The organism is Geobacillus sp. C56-T3, assembly GCF_000092445.1.
Taxonomy (GTDB): Bacteria; Bacillota; Bacilli; order Bacillales; family Anoxybacillaceae; genus Geobacillus; species Geobacillus thermoleovorans.
Map to the genome: position 1 here is coordinate 2,424,519 of NC_014206.1, position 19,046 is coordinate 2,443,564.

Genomic DNA, 19,046 nt, shown 5'->3' on the forward strand with positions numbered 1-19,046 from the left:
AGAAAATCCCCTGCACAAGGCGGGGAATGAACGAGAGACGGGTGCCCATTCAAGACGAAAGAGTGGGTTTCCCCACTCTCTGCTTGCCATTATCTTTGCCAATTCCACTAAAACTATAACACATTGGGAAATATATTGCAACGGGAAACTGCCGCTCGGGCGAAAGAGCGCTGTCCGCTTCCTTCAGCGGCGGCGTTTCCACTAAAACAGCGACAGCTGGTTATGGTCTGGAAGCGAGTCAAGGCAGCCGCGGCTTTCTAGATACTCGAGCAGCGTTTTCGACAATTTGCCGCGCTGTTGCAAATCCTCCTTCGACAAAAACTCGCCTTCCTCGCGGGCGCGCACGATCGCCTGCGCCACGTTCGTCCCAAGCCCCGGAATGGCGTTGAACGGCGGAATGAGAGAATTGCCGTCAATGACGAATTCCGTCGCCTGCGAGCGGTACAAATCGATATTTTTAAAGGAAAAGCCGCGCTCGCACATCTCTAAGGCCACCTCAAGAACCGTGAGCAAGCTTTTTTCTTTCGCCGTCGCCTGAATGCCTTTGGCGTTGATTTCCTCAATCCGCTTGCGAATGGCGGCTGATCCTTTGATCATGGCGTCAAGGTCAAAGTCCTCCGCCCGCACCGTAAAGTACGACGCGTAATACAAAAGCGGATGGTGCACCTTAAAGTAGGCGATGCGCACCGCCATTAACACGTAGGCGGCGGCGTGCGCTTTCGGGAACATGTACTTGATTTTTTTGCATGAATCGATGTACCACTCCGGCACGTCATGTTTGCGCATTTCTGCTTCAAACTCCGGCGTTAAGCCTTTTCCTTTGCGCACGGATTCCATGATTTTAAAAGCGAGCGACGGCTCGAGCCCGCGGTAAATCAAATAGACCATAATGTCGTCGCGGCAGCCGATGACTTCCGATAACGTACACGTGCCGTTTTGAATGAGCTCTTGCGCGTTGCCGAGCCACACATCGGTGCCGTGCGACAAGCCGGAAATTTGCACGAGTTCGGAAAACGTTTTTGGCCTTGTCTCTTCCAACATTTGCCGAACGAAGCGCGTGCCAAACTCCGGAATGCCGATCGTGCCGACATTGCACATGATTTGCTCCGGCGTAACGCCAAGCGGCTCGGTGCTGCTGAAAATGCCCATCACATCCGGGTCGTCGGTCGGGATCGTTTTCGGATCGATGCCGCTTAAATCTTGCAACATGCGAATGACCGTCGGATCGTCGTGCCCGAGAATATCGAGCTTCAACAAATTGTCGTGGATCGAATGGAAGTCGAAATGGGTCGTCCGCCATTCAGAGGACGTGTCATCGGCCGGATATTGAATCGGCGTAAAATCGTAAATTTCCATATAATCCGGGACGACGATGATGCCGCCCGGATGCTGCCCGGTCGTCCGCTTCACCCCGGTGCAGCCAGCCGCGAGCCGGTCGATTTCCGCGCCGCGCAGCTCTAAGTTATGGTCGCTCGCATACGCTTTGACAAATCCGTACGCCGTTTTGTCAGCGACCGTGCCAATCGTCCCGGCGCGGTAGACGTTGTCTTCGCCAAACAGCACTTTCGTATAGTTGTGGGCGCGCGGCTGGTATTCGCCGGAAAAGTTCAAGTCGATATCCGGCACTTTGTCGCCTTTAAAACCGAGAAACGTCTCAAACGGGATGTCGTGCCCGTCTTTCTTGTATTTCGTCCCACATCGCGGGCAGTTTTTATCCGGCAAATCAAACCCTGAGCCGACTGAACCGTCGTTAAAGAACTCCGAATGCTTGCAGTTCGGGCAAACGTAATGCGGCGGCAGCGGATTGACCTCGGTGATTTCCGTCATCGTCGCGACAAACGACGAGCCGACCGATCCGCGCGACCCGACAAGGTAGCCGTCATCGAGCGATTTTTTCACAAGCTTGTGCGAGATCAAATAAATGACCGCAAAGCCATGGCCGATGATGCTTTTTAGCTCCTTCTCAAGCCGCTCTTCAACAAGTTTCGGCAACGGGTCGCCGTAAATTTCCTTCGCCCGCCGGTAGCTCATTTCCCTGATTTCCTCGTCCGCCCCTTCAATGCGCGGCGTATACAGCTCATCTTTGATCGGCTTGACATCGCCGATTAACGAAGCGATTTTTTGCGTGTTGTCAACGACGATTTCCTTCGCTTTTTCCGGCCCTAAAAACGAGAAGCAGTCAAGCATTTCATTCGTCGTACGGAAATATACATCCGGCAGTTCATGGCGGTTGAGCGGATTCGCCCCGCCTTGCGAATGGATTAAGATTTTCCGGTAAATTTTATCTTCTGGGTTCAAGTAATGGACGTTGCCAGTGGCGACAACCGGGATGTCAAGCTTCTCACCAAGGGCGACGATGCTGCGGATGATGTTTTTGATCATCTCTTCGTCTTTCACATAATCCATCTCGATGAGCGGCTTGTACACGTCCGGCGGATGCACTTCAAGAAAATCGTAAAAACGGGCGATGTCTTCGACTTCTTCCGGCGCCTTTTGGATCAAGTTGTCAAACAGCTCTCCTTTGTCGCAGCCCGAGCCGACAAGCAGGCCGTCGCGGTGCTTGACGAGCACGGAGCGCGGGATGCGCGGCACACGGTGAAAATATTGAATGTGCGACAATGACACAAGCTTGAACAAATTTTTCAATCCAGTCTCGTTTTGCGCCAACAGCGTCACATGGAACGGGCGCGCAAGCCGATAGGACGCTTCGCTGTGCGTGCGGCTGTTTAATTCGTCATGAAACAGTATGCCGCGCTCTTCCGCTTCCTTCAACAGCCGCATAAGCAAATGCCCGGTCGCCTCCGCGTCGTAGATGGCGCGGTGATGCTGCGTCAATTCAATGTCAAATTTTTTGCACAATGTATTGAGCCGATGGTTTTTCAAATCCGGGTATAAAAAACGGGCCAGCTCGAGCGTATCGATGACTGGATTCGCGATTTTGCCGCGCCCCATGCGAGCGAGGCCCGCGTTTAAAAAACCGATGTCAAAGCTGGCGTTGTGGGCAACAAGCGTCGCATCGCCGGCCCAGTCAACAAAACGGGCTAGCACCTCGTCCGGCTTCGGGGCGTCTTTCACCATCTCATCGGTGATCCCAGTCAGCTCCATCGTTGTCACCGACAACGGATGTCCAGGGTTGGCAAACAACATGAACCGGTCGATGATCTCGCCGTCTTTCACTTTCACCGCCGCCAGCTCAATGATCGTATTGTACACAGCCGACAGGCCCGTCGTTTCGACGTCGAACACGACGTACGTCTCGTCAGCAAGCCGGCGGTGCGTTTCATTGTAGGCGATCGGCACGCCATCGTCGACGATGTTCGCTTCAAGGCCGTAAATGACCTTCATGCCGTGTTTTTTCGCCGCGCTGTAGGCCTCCGGAAACGACTGAACAACGGCATGGTCGGTGACGGCGATCGCCGGATGCCCCCATTTTTTCGCTTGCTCAATGAGTTTTGTCACCGAGGTGACCGCGTCCATTTGGCTCATCGGGGTATGCAAATGGAGCTCGACCCTCTTTTCCCCTTCCGGCGCCGTATCTTGCCGTTCGTTTGCGGCGATTTCGTTCAAATCGTTGGCGATGATGACCAAATCACGGACGAACGTATCGTTTTGCACGCTGCCGCGCACTTTCACCCACATGCCTTTTTTGACGCCGCTCATGAGCTCGGCGTCCTCTTTGTCGCGCGAGAACATTTTGACTAAAATCGAGTTCGTGTAATCTGTGATTTTCATGGTCAACAGCGTGCGGCCGCTTTTTAATTCGCTCACTTCGGCGTCAAATACATAGCCTTGCACAACGACGCGCCGCTCTTCTTCGACGATCGTTTCAAGCCGCCGCACCGGCTCCTCGTCGCGGATCGGATAGCCGATGACAAGCGGACCGGACGGCGGCGCAGACGCGGCCTTTTCTTCTTCCCTCGCTAAATCGGTCAGTACAGCAAGCGCTCGCTCTTCGTCCTCTTGCTGTTTTTGCGCCAAAAACTGTTCCATTTCTTGCTTGGACGGTTCGACGCTGACGTCAAGCTGAAGGGGGGGAAACCCAAACGAAGCGTACACATCAGCGATTTTTTTGGCGAACCGCCGTTTGATCGCCAGCGCTTCCGCTTCATGGCGGGCAACGACAAGCAGCTTGTTTCCTTTCAGCTCAGGCGTCTGCCGGCTGAGCCAATCGACAAGCGGCGACATGCCTTCTTGCAGCTCGGCAAGGCAAAGCGGCCAATACGCCTGCACATCCGCCTCAGTTACGCGCGGCGCTTCGACCTCCATCGTATGGCGGACGGCGGCGATATGGCGGAACGCCGTCTGCAGCCGATCGGCAAACGTTTTGTATACATGAACCGGCAGCACGTTGTCGAACTGAAAATAAAAATGCCAGCTTTTCTCCTCTTTATCGATCACGACTTTGCGAATGGCTGCCTCACGAAAATGCGGCATCCATTCGTCCGACGTCATCTTCAGCTGCTCAAGCAGGATGAGAAACCGCTCTTTTTGCTCTTTTGTCACCATGACGTCCGTTTGTTCCCCTCTCAACATCATTCTCTTTCTATATCATACCATAACAAAAGCGCCGGCGAAAAAGACAGAATTCTTTTTCGCCAGCGCCGGCACTCATGATTGAAGGAGACGGCGCGCAGTGTCGACAAGCTCGCTGACCGGCACATCGAACGTCTCGCCTGTTTTCCGCACTTTTACTTCCACAACGCCTTCGCCCGCTCGCTTGCCGACGGTGACGCGGAGCGGAATGCCGATCAAATCGCTGTCGGCAAACTTCACTCCGGCCCGTTCGGGGCGGTCGTCATACAACACTTCAAACCCAGCCTGTCCGAGCTTTTCATACCACTCTTCCGCCAACGCGTGCTGTTCATCGCTTTTTGCGTTCGCTGTAAGCAAATGGATGTGAAACGGTGCGACCGAAGCCGGCCACACAAGCCCGTGTTCGTCAGCAAACTGTTCGGCGATTGCGGCCACCAATCTTGATACGCCGATGCCGTAGCAACCCATGATCATCGTCTGCGTTTGGCCGTTTTCATCCAAATAGACGGCGTTCATCGCTTCGCTGTATTTTGTCCCCAGCTTAAACACATGCCCGACTTCAATGCCGCGGGCAAAGCGGATCGTCCCTTTGCCATCTGGAGACGGGTCGCCTTCTTTTACGAAGCGCAAATCGGCGTATTGACTGACGGCAAAATCGCGGCCCGGGTTGACTCCGATGTAATGGTATCCTTCCTCGTTCGCGCCGCAAACGCCGTTGACGATGGCGGCGACAGCATGGTCCGCGATCACCGTGACGTCTTCGTTGACGCCGATCGGGCCGAGCGAACCGATTGGAGCGTTCATCACCCGCTCCGTTTCTTCCGGCGTCGCCAATTCGACGACCGTCGCGTCGAGCACGTTTTTCACCTTCACCTCGTTCGCTTCATGATCGCCGCGGACGAGAACGAGCACATAGCGGCCGTCCACATTGAACAAAAGCGATTTGATGCAGCGCTCCGGCGAGACTTGCAAATACGACGTGACTTCGTCAATCGTTTTTTGCCCCGGCGTCGCCACTTTTTTCAATTCGGCTGGCGGCTCATCGCTTTTTTCGTACGTCGCCACGACCGGCGCCATCTCGATGTTGGCGGCATAGTCAGACGCATCGGAGTAGGCGATCGTATCTTCGCCGATGTCAGATAACACCATAAACTCATGCGTATCTTTGCCGCCAATCGCCCCCGAGTCGGCGATGACGGCGCGGAAGTTCAATCCGCAGCGGCGGAAAATGTTCGCATACGCCTCATACATGTTGTTGTACGTTTCATCCAAGCTTTCTTTCGACGTATGGAACGAGTAGGCGTCTTTCATGATGAACTCGCGGCCGCGCAACAGCCCAAAACGCGGACGCTTTTCATCGCGGAATTTCGTTTGGATTTGATACAAGACAAGCGGCAGCCGCTTGTACGTTTTCACCTCGTCGCGAACGATCGCCGTGATCATTTCCTCATGCGTCGGCCCGAGGGCGAAATCGCGCTCGTGCCGGTCTTTTAAGCGCATCAGCTCCGGCCCGTACGAGTACCAGCGGCCGGACTGCTGCCAAAGCTCAGCTGGCTGCAAGGCCGGCATGAAGAGCTCCATCGCTCCAATCCGGTTCATTTCCTCGCGAATGATGGCTTCCACTTTTTGCAAAACACGCTGCCCAAGCGGCAAAAACGTATAGACGCCGCTTGCGCTTTGACGAATGAAGCCGGCCCGCAGCAGGAGCTGATGGCTTTTCACTTCCGCATCCGCCGGCACTTCACGCAACGTCGGAATAAATGCTTGACTTTGTCTCATCCATTAGCCACCTCGTTTTCTCTCTATAGGAAAAATTTTTGAATGTCATTCCATGTCACCACAAGCATAAGCAACATAAGCAAGGCAAAGCCGATAAAATGAACCATTCCTTCTTTTTGCCGGTCGACCGGCTTGCCGCGCACCGCTTCAATGGCGAAAAAGAGGAGCCGCCCGCCGTCTAGCGCCGGCAAGGGCAACAGGTTGACAATCCCCAGGTTGATGCTTAAAATCGCGCCCCATTTCATCAAGTAGTAGATCCCAGACTCAGCCACTTTGCCGGTCGATACGGCGATGCCGACCGGTCCGGACAGCATGTCAAGCTGAAACTGGCCGGTGATCAATTGGCCGAGCCCCGTTACAATTTCCCGCGTCCAGTAATACGTCTCAACCAGCCCTTGCTTGATCGAGCCCAACACCGATTTTTCCATCGGCTGATAGACGCCGATCAAGCCGATCGTCTCCCCTTGCACCGTTTTCGCCTCCGGAGTGACCGTCACACTCCGTTCTTTCCCATTCCGCTCAATTTGAAACTGAAGCGGTTCTCCCGGATGGGCGCGAATCGTGTTGACGATTTCCGTCCATGTTTCCATCCGTTCGCCGTTAATGGCGATCACTTCATCCCCTTGCTTCAAGCCGGCGGCGCGCGCCGCTCCTTCCGGCGTCAGCTCGCCGATCACCGGCTTGTCGACCGGATAGCCTTGCAAAAGACCGATGATGATAAAGACAACGAGCGACAAGAGAAAGTTGGCGAGCGGTCCGGCCAAAATCGTCATCGTTCGCTGCCCGAGCGTTTTTGCCGCAAATTGGCGATGGTACGGAGCAATTTGAATCTCTTGGCGGTCGACGACGAAAAACGCCGGCTCCTTGACCGTAAACCGCTCGAACCGCTCGCCGTCCGTATAGCCGGTCACATACATGCCATGCTCTAAATCGGCCTCTTCCACTTCCACTACGCGGATATTCGGATAATCGTCCTTATGGTTGAGGACGATTTTTTCCACTTGGCCGCTCTCATCAAGCAAAAGACCGACGACTTGCCCACGCTTCAATTCGATCGTCTCCGGGTCTTCACCGGCCATGCGGACGAAGCCGCCAAGCGGGAGCAGGCGGATCGTGTACACCGTTTCGTTTTTCTTGAACGAAAACACTTTCGGCCCGAAGCCGATGGCAAATTCGCGGCACAAAATGCCGGCCCGTTTTGCTAGCAGCAAGTGGCCGAGCTCGTGAAAAAAGACGAGGGCACCAAAGACGACGATAAATGAAATGATCGATTCCAACGTTTCAACCACCTTTATGATAGTAGTGAGCGGACGTAGGCGCGCGCGTCCGCATCGATTTCACGAATGTCCTCAAGCTGCGGATTGCTCACTGGCCGATGGCGCTCGAGCGCGCGTTCAATCCACTCCTCGATGGCCAAAAACGGAATGCGCCCGGCTAAAAACGCCGCCACCGCCTCCTCATTGGCCGCATTCAACACCGTCGGCAGCGAGCCGCCGCGCTTGCCAGCCTCATAGGCGAGACGCAAACAGCGATAGCGGTCGAAATCAACCGGGGCGAAATGGAGCGCCCCAAGCGAGATGAAATCAAGCGGCTTGGCGGATGGGAGCGGCAACCGCTTTGGATACGCAAGCGCATATTGGATCGGAACGCGCATATCCGGCGTTCCAAGCTGCGCCAATACACTTGTGTCACGGAACTGAACGAGCGAATGGATGATGCTTTCTCGATGCAAAACAACCTCAATCCGCTCATACGGCAGCCCGAACAGCCAACGAGCCTCAATGACCTCAAATCCTTTATTCATCATGGTCGCCGAATCAATCGTAATTTTTGCCCCCATCGACCAGTTCGGATGGCGGAGCGCCTCCTCAACCGTCACATGAGCGAGCTCTCGGCGCGTCTTGTCGCGGAAGCTGCCGCCGGATGCGGTCAGAATGAGTTTGTCAACTTGTTCCATCCTTTCCCCTTGCAGACATTGAAAAATGGCGGAATGTTCACTGTCAACTGGCAACAGCGGCACACCGCGCCGCTTGGCTGCAGCCATGACGAGATGTCCGGCGACAACGAGCGTCTCTTTGTTGGCGAGGGCGATCGCTTTTCCCGCTTCAATCGCCTTCAGCGTCGGCACAAGGCCGACGCTGCCGACGACAGCGGTGACGACAACATCGGCTTGTGGGCAAACGGCTGCTTCAATCAATCCTTCCTCTCCGTACACGATCGTCGTCCGCCCGCGGTACTCGCGATAAAGAACTTCATACGCATCACGGTCAGCGACGGCGACAAGACTTGGGGAAAATTCAGCGATCAGCCGCCTCGCCGCCTCGATATTTTTCCCGACCGATGCGGCGGCCAAGCGGAATTCGTCCGGATGGGCGCGGATGACATCGAGCGTCTGTGTGCCGATCGATCCGCTCGCCCCTAATATACTAATATATTTCAATCGTTTCACTCCTCACCCGCTTATCGTGCGATTTCAAGCAATATGTACAATATCGGCAGCACGAACAGCAAGCTGTCAAACCGGTCTAAAATGCCGCCATGTCCCGGCAAAATCGCCCCGGAATCTTTGACGCCGTAATGGCGCTTAAATGCCGATTCGATCAAATCGCCGAGCTGACCGAACACAGACAGCAGCAGCGCGACGCCAAGCGCGGCCGCCAAACTGCCAAACGGCGCCGCCGCCCACTCGTAAATCGCGGCGACAACAGCCGCGGAAGCGATGCCGCCGATGGCGCCTTCCACCGTTTTTTTGGGGCTGATCTCCGGCCATAGCTTGCGCCGGCCAAACGCGCGGCCAAAGAAATACGCCCCAATGTCAGTCGCCCAAATGACAAACAAGGCATAAACGAAGTACACGAACCCAACCAAACGAACAGCGCCGAAACAGAAAAACCCTACGCCGACATAGACGACCGCCAAAACGACAAACGCCGCCTCATCGAACGAGAGCGCATTTTTCGTCACGACCGTACCGACAAGCAACAAAAAAGCCAAAGCGGCGAGCACGCCAAATTTGGCGGTCCCAGATGCCAACCACTCGCCGCCGTAACGCGCGGGAACGAGCAACAGCCAAAGGGCGATCAATCCAGCCGCCCCGACAAACGACAACGGGTGCATCCCTTTCATCCGCAACAATTCAAACAGCCCAATCGTGGCCAATATATATGTTACTATTATAAACGGAAATCCGCCAAAAATAACAATCGGCAAAAAGAGCGCCGCCGCTATGACTCCGGTGATGATTCGCTGCTTCATCGCGCTGACACTCCTCCAAATCGGCGGTCGCGCCGCTGGTAAGCGGCAATCGCCTCTAAGAAATGTTGCTCCGTAAAATCCGGCCATAAGACATCCGTAAACCAAAGTTCCGTATACGCCAACTGCCAAAGCATGAAATTGCTCAAGCGAATCTCCCCGCTCGTACGGATGAGCAAGTCAGGGTCAGCGAGCCCGCTCGTCATCAAGTACGAGGAAATGAGCGGCTCGGTGATGTCTTCCGGCGCGAGCATCCCGCGTTCAACGTCTTTGGCGATCTGCTTTACGGCGGCAGTGATTTCCGCCCGGCTTCCATAATTAAGGGCAAAGTTTAACACAAGGCCGGTGTTGCCGCTTGTTTCCTTCACGGCTTTCTCGACCGCCCGGCGCGTATGATCGGGCAGCGCCTCCGTATGACCGATCACTTGGACTTTGACATTTTCGGCGACGAGCTCGGGAAGAAACGTCGTCAAAAACTGTTCCGGCAGCTTCATCAAATAATCGACTTCACTTTTCGGACGTTTCCAGTTTTCTGTCGAAAACGCGTAAAGCGACAAAATCTGAATCCCCAGCTCATTCGCAAAACGAGTGATTTTGCGCACAACTTGCATGCCTTCGTAATGGCCGGCCGCCCTCGGCAGCGCCCGCTTTTTCGCCCATCTCCCGTTTCCGTCCATAATGATGGCGACGTGGTTCGGCATCGGATGCCTGAGCACCTCTTCTTTCGTCACCGGGACGTCTTTCTCTTTTGTTTTTCGCATTTTATTGAACATACGAGTCCTCCGGGATCGTGTTTTGCCTTTCCATTATAGCAAAAAAACCCTCCATCAACATAGAGGGTTTGCATCGTTTTGCCTATACTTCCATCACTTCTTTTTCTTTTTCTTTTGTGATGGCGTCAATTTTGGCGATGTGGTCATCAGTCAGCTTTTGCACTTCGTCCGTGTAGCTGCGGAGCTCATCTTCCGTAATCTCGCCGTTTTTCTCGAGCTTTTTCAATTCATCGTTCGCATCGCGGCGGATGTTGCGCACCGCGACTTTCGCGTCTTCTGAATACTTTTTGACAAGCTTCGCGAGCTCGCGGCGCCGTTCCTCAGTGAGCGGCGGAATGACAAGACGAATGACGGATCCGTCATTCGATGGCGTCAGCCCTAAATCCGATGCTAAAATCGCTTTTTCCATTTCTTTAATGGCCGATTTGTCGTACGGCTGAATGACAAGCAGCCGCGCTTCCGGCACGCTGATGGAGGCCAGTTGGTTGATCGGCGTCGGCACGCCGTAATAGTCAACGGTTACTTTCTCAAGCAGCCCTGCGTTCGCCCGTCCGGCGCGAATGCTTGCCAGCTCGCGGGTGAACGCTTGCACCGCTTTATCCATTTTTTCTTTCGCCTGTTGGATCACTTGCTTTGCCATCGTTATTTCCCCCTTACGATCGTTCCGATGTTTTCACCTAACACAGCGCGTTTAATGTTTCCTTCCTCCATAATCGAGAAGACGATGAGCGGAATGTTGTTGTCCATGCAAAGCGAGGAAGCAGTCGAATCCATGACGCCGAGCCCTTGCTTGATGACGTCCAAGTACGACAGCTCATCGTATTTGACCGCATTGGCGTCGACGTTCGGGTCGGCGCTGTAGACGCCATCGACGTTGTTTTTCGCCATTAAAATGACGTCCGCCTCGATTTCCGCCGCCCTGAGCGCCGCGGTCGTATCGGTCGAAAAGTACGGGTTGCCTGTGCCGGCGGCGAAAATGACAACTCGTTTTTTCTCAAGATGGCGAATCGCCCGGCGGCGAATGTACGGTTCGGCCACTTGCCGCATTTCAATCGATGTTTGCACCCGCGTTTCCACACCGAGCTGCTCAAGGCTGTCCTGCAAGGCGAGGGCGTTCATCACCGTCGCCAACATGCCCATGTAATCAGCCGTCGCCCGGTCCATGCCCATTTCGCTTCCCGTTTTTCCACGCCAAATGTTGCCGCCGCCGACGACGATGGCGACCTCGACGCCCAGTTCAACAACTTCTTTCACTTGTTTGGCGATCGACTGAATGACCGCCGGTTGAATGCCAAACCCTTGCTTTCCGGCGAGCGCTTCCCCGCTCAACTTTAACACGACGCGTTTGTATTTTGGCTGTTCCATGTCCAACCTCCATGATGCGAATCACTTTGAAAAACAGGGAACACGCGCGTGTTCCCTGTTGCGGTCCGTCATTGTTTTCTGACTTGGCTCATGACTTCTTCTGCAAAATTGTCTTGGCGTTTTTCGAGCCCTTCGCCGACTTCGTAACGGATGAACTGCTTGACTGTTGCTCCGTTCGATTCGACGTATTGGCGCACCGTCACATCCGGGTTTTTCACGAACGCTTGCTCGAGCAGGCAGACGTCTTCGTAAAACTTGTTCAGCCGGCCTTCGACCATTTTTTCAACGATTTTCTCCGGCTTGCCTTCGTTTAAGGCTTGCTGCTTCAACACTTCACGCTCATGCGCAATCTCTTCCTGCGGCACGTCGTCGCGCGAGACGTATTTCGGATGAAGTGCGGCAATGTGCATGGCGACATCTTTGGCGACGTCTTCGCTCGCATTGCCGGCTAATAACGTTAATACGCCGATGCGCCCGCCCATGTGCAAGTACGCACCGAACGTTTCGCCGTCCGCTTTATTGACGACGGCAAAGCGGCGAAGCGTAATTTTTTCACCAATTTTGGCGATCGCTTCGTTGATGTAGTCTTGGACGGTCGAGCCGTTGTCCATCGTTTGACCGAGCGCTTCATCAAGCGAAGCCGGCTTTTGTTTCAGCAAGTGGGCGGCCAGCTCTTTGACAAGCGTTTGGAATGCTTCGTTTTTCGCAACGAAGTCCGTTTCCGAGTTCACTTCCAAAATGACGGCGGTATTGCCTTCCACCGCGATGTACGCCATCCCTTCGGCCGCGATGCGGTCCGCTTTTTTCGCCGCTTTGGCAATTCCTTTTTCGCGCAGCCAGTCGATCGCTTTCTCCATGTCACCGTTTGTTTCGGTGAGCGCCTTTTTGCAGTCCATCATGCCTGCGCCTGTTTTTTCGCGCAGTTCTTTCACCATTTGTGCTGTAATTGCCATAAAAAAATCCTCCTTCTCATTGTCCCGTATATGTATCGGTGCCGGCAGCGGCTTCCCGTTTTGCCCTTATTCGTTAGTATAGCCAAAAGTTGCTCATTTCTGTCTCAAAAAAAGGTGATAAAAGGCTTTCCCCTCTTATCACCTTTCTTGTGCATCGTTACTCTGCTGCGACGGCCGCTTCTTCGCCTTGTTTCGCCTCAAGCACGGCGTCGGCGATTTTCGAAGTCAACAGCTTAACAGCGCGGATGGCGTCGTCGTTGGCCGGAATGACATAGTCAATTTCATCCGGATCGCAGTTCGTGTCGACGATGCCGATGATCGGGATGTTCAGCTTGCGCGCTTCTGCCACCGCGATCCGCTCTTTGCGCGGGTCAATGACAAACAACGCATCCGGCAGCTCTTTCATGTCTTTGATGCCGCCCAAAAACTTCTCAAGACGCTCTTTTTCTTTTTTCAAGCGAATGACTTCTTTTTTCGGCAGAACGTCAAATATTCCATCTTCTTCCATTTTTTCAATTTCACGCAGCCGTTTGATCCGCTTTTGGATCGTAGCGAAGTTCGTCAGCGTGCCGCCGAGCCAGCGTTGGTTGACATAAAACATGCCGCAGCGTTCCGCTTCTTCCTTCACCGACTCTTGCGCTTGTTTTTTCGTGCCGACGAACAAAATTTTGCCGCCATTCGCCGCCAATTCGCGGACGAAGTTGTATGCTTCCTCGACTTTTTTCACCGTTTTTTGCAAGTCGATGATATAGATGCCGTTGCGCTCCGTGAAAATGTATTTTTTCATCTTCGGATTCCAACGGCGCGTCTGATGTCCAAAGTGGACGCCAGCTTCAAGCAGTTGTTTCATCGAAATAACCGACATGTATGCTCCTCCTGTTTCCTTAGTGGTTTTTGGTCCTCCGCCTGCCTCATCTTTCAGCAAGACTGGAGTTGCCAGCACCGTTGCTGAAATCATCAGGCGTGTGTATTCACACCATGAAAAAATATATCACAACTGCAAGCGGCAAATCAAGCTGTTATTCGCCTATTGATTCGTTTTTTGCGCAAATTTGAGCCATAGCTCGACTTCTGTTTTCCCTTTGCCGAGCTGTTTGGCAATTTCCTCGACCGTCGCCCCTTCCGCATATAGGCGGCGAGCAAGCTCACTCGCGTCCGCTGGTCGGGTGAGTGAAAGTTCGAGCGCATCCTTGACCGTTCCGATGTCTGGGAAATAGCCCGGAGCGGCGCTTGGGCGGCTTGTTTTGGTGCGTTTTTCGGTTTCTCCCCGCTCCGCCGGCTCGTTTTCCCCCTTTTTTGCTTCCGCTGTTCGCTTTTCGAACCCCGCTCCGATTTCACCGCCTCCTGCCCCCGGCATGGACGCCGTCTCTTTCCCGTTCGCGCCCCGTTGCACACTGGGCGCATCGTTCGTTTCCGGTGCAGAAACGAATGGAGCCGCTCCGCTGCCAAGCAACGAGTCAAGTTCAGCCAAAAAGCGCTCGTTTTCTTCCTTCCAAGCAGCGAGATAAGCGGTCATGGCTTCCTCGAGCTCCTCGGCCCGCCTCTCCGCCTCGCCAAGCCGCGACAGGCGAAGGAAAAGCACAATGATCAACCAAAACGACAAGGCGTGCAGCAGCAAACTGATCGTCAGCCAAAATGCCATCATGATGTCCACTATCCTTGAATGTCGATCGTTTTTCCTTTATAAGGGTGTCCTCCAAAACGGGACGCCTCCTGCTCAAGACGGGCGCTCGTTCGTTTATCCGTCACCCGACGGCGCGCACGCTCCGCCCGCTTTTGGCCGGCAGTTGCCATTTGCGCCTGCACTGCATAGGAGTGTTGTTGCGTCGAGGCTTGAAGCCTTTCCGCGTCGGGCGCTTTCGGCATGACGCTTTGCAACGCTGGAAGCTGGATGTCCATCGCTTTTTCTCTCCCCTCATGGCTCTTTTTCAAAAAAGCGGCGCAGTTTCCAAAGCGCTTTCGCATGAATTTGCGAAATTCTTGATGTCGACAAATGCAAAAGGCTCCCGATTTCTGTAAACGTCAGCTCCTCTTTGTAAAACAAACTGATGACGAGCTGCTCTTTTTCATTCAGCTGTCCGATGGCTTCAGCCAGCTTTTCGATCATTTCCTGCTTAACGATTTGCTCCTCGGGAAGCGGAGCGCGGTCGTCGCGAACCGAAAGCAGTCCTTCATCTTCGTCGACGGTCGTCTGCCCGAGCGGCAGCCAATGGGAAAAAAACGTTTCACTCGCCGCCGCCTGCACTTCCTCTTCCGTCATCCCGAGCTCAGCGGCGATCTCTTTCGCCGTCACCGATCGCATGTGCCGCTGTTCAAGCCGCTCGATCGCTTCCTCAATTTTTTTTGCCTTATCGCGCATGCTGCGCGGCAGCCAGTCTTCTTTGCGCAAACCGTCTAAAATGGCGCCGCGGATGCGGAACGAGGCGTACGTGTCGAACTTCAAATCACGCGATGGATCAAATTTCTCCAACGCATCGTATAAGCCGACGAGTCCAAGGCTGACGAGCTCATCCTTCGGCACGGAGCTCGGCAGCGTCGCCGAAAGCCGCTGCACGTGGTAGAAAACAAGCGGCATATAGCGCTGCACCAGCTCCTCGGCCGCGTGGCGGTCGCGGCCATGGATCCATTCATCCCAATATTTCCGTTCTTCTCCTTTTAGCGCGCTTCCCATTATTCTCCCCCTTGCCTTGCGGAAACGGCGCATCCCGGTCATATTTCCTTTATTTCTTGAGCGGCGGTGCGGATGGAGAGCACGCCCGTCTGCGGATTAAATTCGATCGTGCGGCCGCTATGGCCCCCGACATCTTCGGCGACGACCGGAATGTGAAGCCGCTCGAGCTGCTTTTTCACTTCCTCCACATTGCGCGCGCCAATGCGCATCATATCGCCGCCAACTGTCGAAAACGAAAACATTTGCGCCCCGCCGGCCAGCTTCGCTTTCAGCATCCCTTTCCGCCCGCCAGCGGCAATGACAAGCTGAACGAGCGCCTCGACCGCCGTATCAGCGTATTTGGCCGCATTGATGACTCCGCCGCGCGCCATCGAGGAATGCGGAAGCATGACGTGCGCCATGCCGGCAACCGCCTTGCCTGCATCGTAAATGACGACACCGACGCACGACCCAAGCCCGCACGTGCGGATGACATTCGGCGCTATGACGACCTCCATTTCCGCAATGCCGATTTTGACAGCCTGCGCTGTGCTCATAGGCCATCCACACCTAACGCTCGAAAGATGATGGAAAACGAATCCGGATCAGGAAGAAGAAAGAAATGGCCGTTGATGCTTTCGTCCGGACGCCGTTCATCGTAAATGGCCGTGTCGATCAAAATGGCGTAATCGCCAACACGCGACAGCTCAAGCAATCCGAACGACAGCACAGCCCCGATCATGTCAATGGCCAATGCCGGCACGGACGGGTGCAAGTTGAGCCGCGTAAAGTCGGCCAATGCCGACAAATACGAGCCGGCTAAAATATTGCCGAGCTCCTGAAGCGCCGAGCAGCCAAGCTCATGGGCTTCTCCTTGAAACGAAAACGAGTCATCGCCAATCATCCGGCGGACAAACCGCTCAGCCTGTTCCGGCGGCAGCACGAAAAACATGTTTCCCGGCGCTTCTCCTTCGATGCGCAAATAGACGCACGCCACTACTTGTTCCGGTCCACCGATTGATTCCATCATTTCGGCAAACGTCGCAATTTGAACGCGCGGCACCGCCATTTCAATTTTTTTGTTTAGCAACGTCGACAAAGCCGTCGCCGCGTTGCCGGCGCCAATGTTGCCGATTTCGCGCAAAATGTCAATATGCATCCCCGTCAAGTTGCGAATATCGTCCAATGTCAACGCTCCTCTCCACGGGTTATCGGTCGAGCACTTTCGCCAAATCGAGCAAAATGAGGAGCCGATTCTCCACTTTCGCCACGCCGTCGATGTAACTTGCCTCAACGGAGCCAATTGCCTCTGGCGGCGGTTCGATGCTTTCCGCCGGCAGATCAAGGACATCATTCGCGGCATCGACGATGAGCCCGACTTCCATATCCTCAAGAGCAACGATAATGATCCGCGTCTGTTCCCCATATGGTTCGGGGGCAAACCCGAACCGCTCGCGCAAATCGATGATCGGCGTCACAACACCGCGCAAGTTGATGACCCCTTTTACATAATGAGCCGTCCCCGGCACGCGCGTGATCGGCTGCATTTTCTCGATGGAACGGACATGCTGCACCGGCAGAGCATATTCTTCTTCTTTCAGGCGAAACGCAATCACTTTCCAGTCTGCTTGCACGCTGGCCGTCATCCAATCCTCCCCCTTTTTTTCGACATGCCACTGAAAACGGCAGATCAACGCCATAGGCGCCCCCGCACCGACACGGCCATCTCCTACTTCACGAGCGCGTTGCAGTCGATAATCAGCGCCACTCGGCCGTCTCCCAAAATCGTCGCCCCCGAGATGGCAAAAACCGAAGATAAATAGTTTCCTAGCGATTTCAACACGACTTCTTGCTGCCCGATAAACGAGTCGACCGCCAGCGCCGCCAGTTTTTCCCCTTTCCGAACGATCACGACCGCCACCGCATCTCCGTCATCGGCCGCTCCAGGAACAGCGAAGACGTCTTTCAGGCGGACGAGCGGCACGATTTTGCCGCGAAAATCGATGACCGGCTGGTTGTGGGCGGAAAAAATCTCTTCCTTTTTCACCAGCGCCGTCTCAATGATCGATGACAGCGGAATCGCGTACGTTTCCTCGGCGATTTGAACGAGCAACACAGAAATGATCGACAATGTGAGCGGCAGCTGAATCGAAAAGAGCGACCCTTTTCCAGGCTGCGAATCGACCGAAACGGTGCCGCCGAGCGACTCAATCGTGCTTTTGACGACATCCAAACCGACGCCGCGGCCGGAAATGTCAGAAACTTGCTCAGCGGTCGAAAAGCCGGGAGCGAAAATAAGCTCGTAAATTTGCTGATCGTTCAAATGCTCCGCCGCCTGCGGCGAGACAATGCCGCGGCTTTTCGCCTTTTGCAGCACCTTCTCCCGGGAAATGCCGGCGCCGTCATCCTCGATTTCAATAAAGACATGGTTGCCGCTATGGTACGCTCGCAATTGAACGGTCCCTTCTTCCGGCTTTCCGCGCGCCGCCCGGACGTCCGGCGCTTCGATGCCGTGGTCGAGCGCATTGCGGATCAAATGGACAAGCGGGTCGCCGATTTCATCGATCACCGTCCGGTCAAGCTCGGTATCCGCGCCGATGATGTCAAGGCGCACCTTTTTGCCGAGCTCGCGGGCTAGCTGGCGCACCATGCGCGGGAAGCGGTTGAACACCGTTTCGACCGGCACCATGCGCATATTTAAAATGATCGTCTGCAAATCGCTCGAGATGCGAGACATCCGCTCGACCGTTTCCGTCAATTCGGCATGGTTCAGCTCGCGGGAAATTTGCTCAAGCCGACCGCGGTCGACAACCAATTCTTCAAATAAGTTCATCAACCGATCGAGCCGTTCAATGTTGACGCGGATCGTTTTCGTCGCCTGTTTCGCTGTTTGTTTTTCCGGCGCCTCCGCTTCGGCCTGAACGGCCGCCGCCTGCTCCATAGCGGCCGGTTGTTGGGGCGCAGCCGCTTTCTCGCTTTCTGCCGACGGTTCATCGCTCGATAGCATAGACACCTTGACGTCATCAATTTCCGAAATGCCCATCAGCCGCTTTTGCAACTCATCGGCTGGCGCTTTGGATACGACCGTAACGAGAAACTCCCGGTCAAACTGTTCTTCCTCCAGCATCTCGACCGGCGGCGTTGCTTTCACAATTTCTCCGACTTCATTCAGCTGTTCAAACACCATATAGACGCGCGCTGCTTTCAACAAGCAATCATCGCGAAGCCGAACGCGGATTTCGTAGACGGAAAATCCCTGCTCCTTCGCCTGCTCGAGCACATGGTATTCAAATTCCCCATACGCATGTTCAAGGGGCGGTTCTTCCCTTGCTGCCTGCTTGTTGGGCATCTCCCCTTGCTCGATTCGTTTCAGCTGTTCGACTGTTCTCCTTACATCGCGCGTTCCGTCGCCGCCTGCAGCGATGGAACTGATCATCGCCTCCAAATGGTCGACGGCCTCAAAAATGACGTCAAGCAATTCCGGGGTAACGGAAAGCCGCCGATTGCGGATGCCATCGAGCACGTTTTCCATTTGGTGCGTCAAATTGGCCAAATCTTCAAACCCCATCGTGGCGGACATGCCTTTCAACGTATGGGCCGAACGGAAAATATCATTCACCACAGACATGTCCTCCGGAGTTTTTTCAAGTTCCAACAGCCGCTCGTTGATCGCCTGCAAATGCTCTTTGCTTTCATCAATAAATAAATCCAAATATTGGCTCATGTCCATGCCGTTTCCCC

At 54.5% G+C, this 19,046-nt stretch carries 17 protein-coding genes; all 17 read right to left on the reverse strand.

Going from position 1 to position 19,046, the window contains the following annotated elements:
• Window positions 1-201 precede the first annotated feature (201 nt).
• Window positions 202-4,506, reverse strand: coding sequence for a PolC-type DNA polymerase III (locus GC56T3_RS11950; protein WP_041468802.1), 4,305 nt, complete (start codon window positions 4,504-4,506; stop codon window positions 202-204).
• 102 nt (window positions 4,507-4,608) lie between these two features.
• Window positions 4,609-6,312 (reverse strand): proline--tRNA ligase, encoded by a 1,704-nt coding sequence (locus tag GC56T3_RS11955; protein WP_013145733.1) that lies wholly within the window; start codon window positions 6,310-6,312, stop codon window positions 4,609-4,611.
• Between the two features lie 23 nt (window positions 6,313-6,335).
• Window positions 6,336-7,601, reverse strand: coding sequence for an RIP metalloprotease RseP (rseP, locus tag GC56T3_RS11960; protein ID WP_173346434.1), 1,266 nt, complete (start codon window positions 7,599-7,601; stop codon window positions 6,336-6,338).
• A gap of 2 nt (window positions 7,602-7,603) precedes the next feature.
• Complete coding sequence (gene dxr, locus GC56T3_RS11965) at window positions 7,604-8,752, reverse strand: 1-deoxy-D-xylulose-5-phosphate reductoisomerase (RefSeq protein WP_013145735.1); 1,149 nt, start codon at window positions 8,750-8,752, stop codon at window positions 7,604-7,606.
• Between the two features lie 20 nt (window positions 8,753-8,772).
• Window positions 8,773-9,567, reverse strand: a complete 795-nt coding sequence (locus GC56T3_RS11970; protein WP_011230754.1) for a phosphatidate cytidylyltransferase — start codon at window positions 9,565-9,567, stop codon at window positions 8,773-8,775.
• Window positions 9,564-10,337: an isoprenyl transferase gene (locus GC56T3_RS11975; protein WP_013145736.1), complete on the reverse strand. Its 774-nt coding sequence runs from the start codon at window positions 10,335-10,337 to the stop codon at window positions 9,564-9,566. The genes GC56T3_RS11970 and GC56T3_RS11975 overlap by 4 nt, the downstream gene beginning before the upstream one ends.
• An 82-nt stretch (window positions 10,338-10,419) precedes the next feature.
• Window positions 10,420-10,977: a ribosome recycling factor gene (frr, locus tag GC56T3_RS11980; RefSeq protein WP_011230752.1), complete on the reverse strand. Its 558-nt coding sequence runs from the start codon at window positions 10,975-10,977 to the stop codon at window positions 10,420-10,422.
• A 2-nt stretch (window positions 10,978-10,979) separates the two neighbouring features.
• The gene (gene pyrH / locus GC56T3_RS11985) at window positions 10,980-11,702 is read right to left on the reverse strand and encodes a UMP kinase (protein ID WP_011230751.1); all 723 of its coding nucleotides are present in this window, start codon (window positions 11,700-11,702) and stop codon (window positions 10,980-10,982) included.
• 68 nt (window positions 11,703-11,770) lie between these two features.
• The gene (tsf, locus tag GC56T3_RS11990; RefSeq protein ID WP_011230750.1) at window positions 11,771-12,655 is read right to left on the reverse strand and encodes a translation elongation factor Ts; all 885 of its coding nucleotides are present in this window, start codon (window positions 12,653-12,655) and stop codon (window positions 11,771-11,773) included.
• Window positions 12,656-12,812: 157 nt separating this feature from the next.
• Complete coding sequence (gene rpsB, locus GC56T3_RS11995) at window positions 12,813-13,520, reverse strand: 30S ribosomal protein S2 (RefSeq protein ID WP_013145737.1); 708 nt, start codon at window positions 13,518-13,520, stop codon at window positions 12,813-12,815.
• 162 nt (window positions 13,521-13,682) lie between these two features.
• A complete protein-coding gene (locus tag GC56T3_RS12000) occupies window positions 13,683-14,300 on the reverse strand; it encodes a hypothetical protein (RefSeq protein WP_013145738.1) in 618 nt (205 codons plus the stop codon).
• A gap of 8 nt (window positions 14,301-14,308) precedes the next feature.
• Window positions 14,309-14,554 (reverse strand): hypothetical protein, encoded by a 246-nt coding sequence (locus GC56T3_RS12005; protein ID WP_011230747.1) that lies wholly within the window; start codon window positions 14,552-14,554, stop codon window positions 14,309-14,311.
• Between the two features lie 16 nt (window positions 14,555-14,570).
• The gene (locus tag GC56T3_RS12010) at window positions 14,571-15,326 is read right to left on the reverse strand and encodes a FliA/WhiG family RNA polymerase sigma factor (protein ID WP_013145739.1); all 756 of its coding nucleotides are present in this window, start codon (window positions 15,324-15,326) and stop codon (window positions 14,571-14,573) included.
• 38 nt (window positions 15,327-15,364) lie between these two features.
• Window positions 15,365-15,862 (reverse strand): chemotaxis protein CheD, encoded by a 498-nt coding sequence (locus GC56T3_RS12015; RefSeq protein ID WP_011230745.1) that lies wholly within the window; start codon window positions 15,860-15,862, stop codon window positions 15,365-15,367.
• The gene (locus GC56T3_RS12020; protein WP_013145740.1) at window positions 15,859-16,491 is read right to left on the reverse strand and encodes a chemotaxis protein CheC; all 633 of its coding nucleotides are present in this window, start codon (window positions 16,489-16,491) and stop codon (window positions 15,859-15,861) included. The genes GC56T3_RS12015 and GC56T3_RS12020 overlap by 4 nt, the downstream gene beginning before the upstream one ends.
• A 22-nt stretch (window positions 16,492-16,513) precedes the next feature.
• The gene (locus GC56T3_RS12025; RefSeq protein ID WP_011230743.1) at window positions 16,514-16,951 is read right to left on the reverse strand and encodes a chemotaxis protein CheW; all 438 of its coding nucleotides are present in this window, start codon (window positions 16,949-16,951) and stop codon (window positions 16,514-16,516) included.
• A gap of 83 nt (window positions 16,952-17,034) precedes the next feature.
• Window positions 17,035-19,035 carry a chemotaxis protein CheA gene (locus GC56T3_RS12030; RefSeq protein ID WP_013145741.1) on the reverse strand — a complete coding sequence of 667 codons (2,001 nt, stop codon included), beginning with the start codon at window positions 19,033-19,035 and terminating at the stop codon, window positions 17,035-17,037.
• Window positions 19,036-19,046 lie beyond the last annotated feature (11 nt).

What these genes read in the sequence shown, in the direction of transcription:
- tsf (WP_011230750.1), bottom strand. Translation starts at nt 12,655, where the DNA reads ATGGCAATTACAGCACAAATGGTGAAAGAACTGCGCGAAAAAACAGGC.
- GC56T3_RS12030 (WP_013145741.1), bottom strand. Translation starts at nt 19,035, where the DNA reads ATGGACATGAGCCAATATTTGGATTTATTTATTGATGAAAGCAAAGAG.
- GC56T3_RS11970 (WP_011230754.1), bottom strand. Translation starts at nt 9,567, where the DNA reads ATGAAGCAGCGAATCATCACCGGAGTCATAGCGGCGGCGCTCTTTTTG.
- GC56T3_RS11950 (WP_041468802.1), bottom strand. Translation starts at nt 4,506, where the DNA reads ATGGTGACAAAAGAGCAAAAAGAGCGGTTTCTCATCCTGCTTGAGCAG.
- GC56T3_RS12025 (WP_011230743.1), bottom strand. Translation starts at nt 16,951, where the DNA reads ATGACGGCCAGCGTGCAAGCAGACTGGAAAGTGATTGCGTTTCGCCTG.
- GC56T3_RS12000 (WP_013145738.1), bottom strand. Translation starts at nt 14,300, where the DNA reads ATGATGGCATTTTGGCTGACGATCAGTTTGCTGCTGCACGCCTTGTCG.
- GC56T3_RS12005 (WP_011230747.1), bottom strand. Translation starts at nt 14,554, where the DNA reads ATGGACATCCAGCTTCCAGCGTTGCAAAGCGTCATGCCGAAAGCGCCC.
- GC56T3_RS11975 (WP_013145736.1), bottom strand. Translation starts at nt 10,337, where the DNA reads ATGTTCAATAAAATGCGAAAAACAAAAGAGAAAGACGTCCCGGTGACG.
- pyrH (WP_011230751.1), bottom strand. Translation starts at nt 11,702, where the DNA reads ATGGAACAGCCAAAATACAAACGCGTCGTGTTAAAGTTGAGCGGGGAA.
- rpsB (WP_013145737.1), bottom strand. Translation starts at nt 13,520, where the DNA reads ATGTCGGTTATTTCGATGAAACAACTGCTTGAAGCTGGCGTCCACTTT.
- GC56T3_RS11955 (WP_013145733.1), bottom strand. Translation starts at nt 6,312, where the DNA reads ATGAGACAAAGTCAAGCATTTATTCCGACGTTGCGTGAAGTGCCGGCG.
- GC56T3_RS12010 (WP_013145739.1), bottom strand. Translation starts at nt 15,326, where the DNA reads ATGGGAAGCGCGCTAAAAGGAGAAGAACGGAAATATTGGGATGAATGG.
- GC56T3_RS12015 (WP_011230745.1), bottom strand. Translation starts at nt 15,862, where the DNA reads ATGAGCACAGCGCAGGCTGTCAAAATCGGCATTGCGGAAATGGAGGTC.
- frr (WP_011230752.1), bottom strand. Translation starts at nt 10,977, where the DNA reads ATGGCAAAGCAAGTGATCCAACAGGCGAAAGAAAAAATGGATAAAGCG.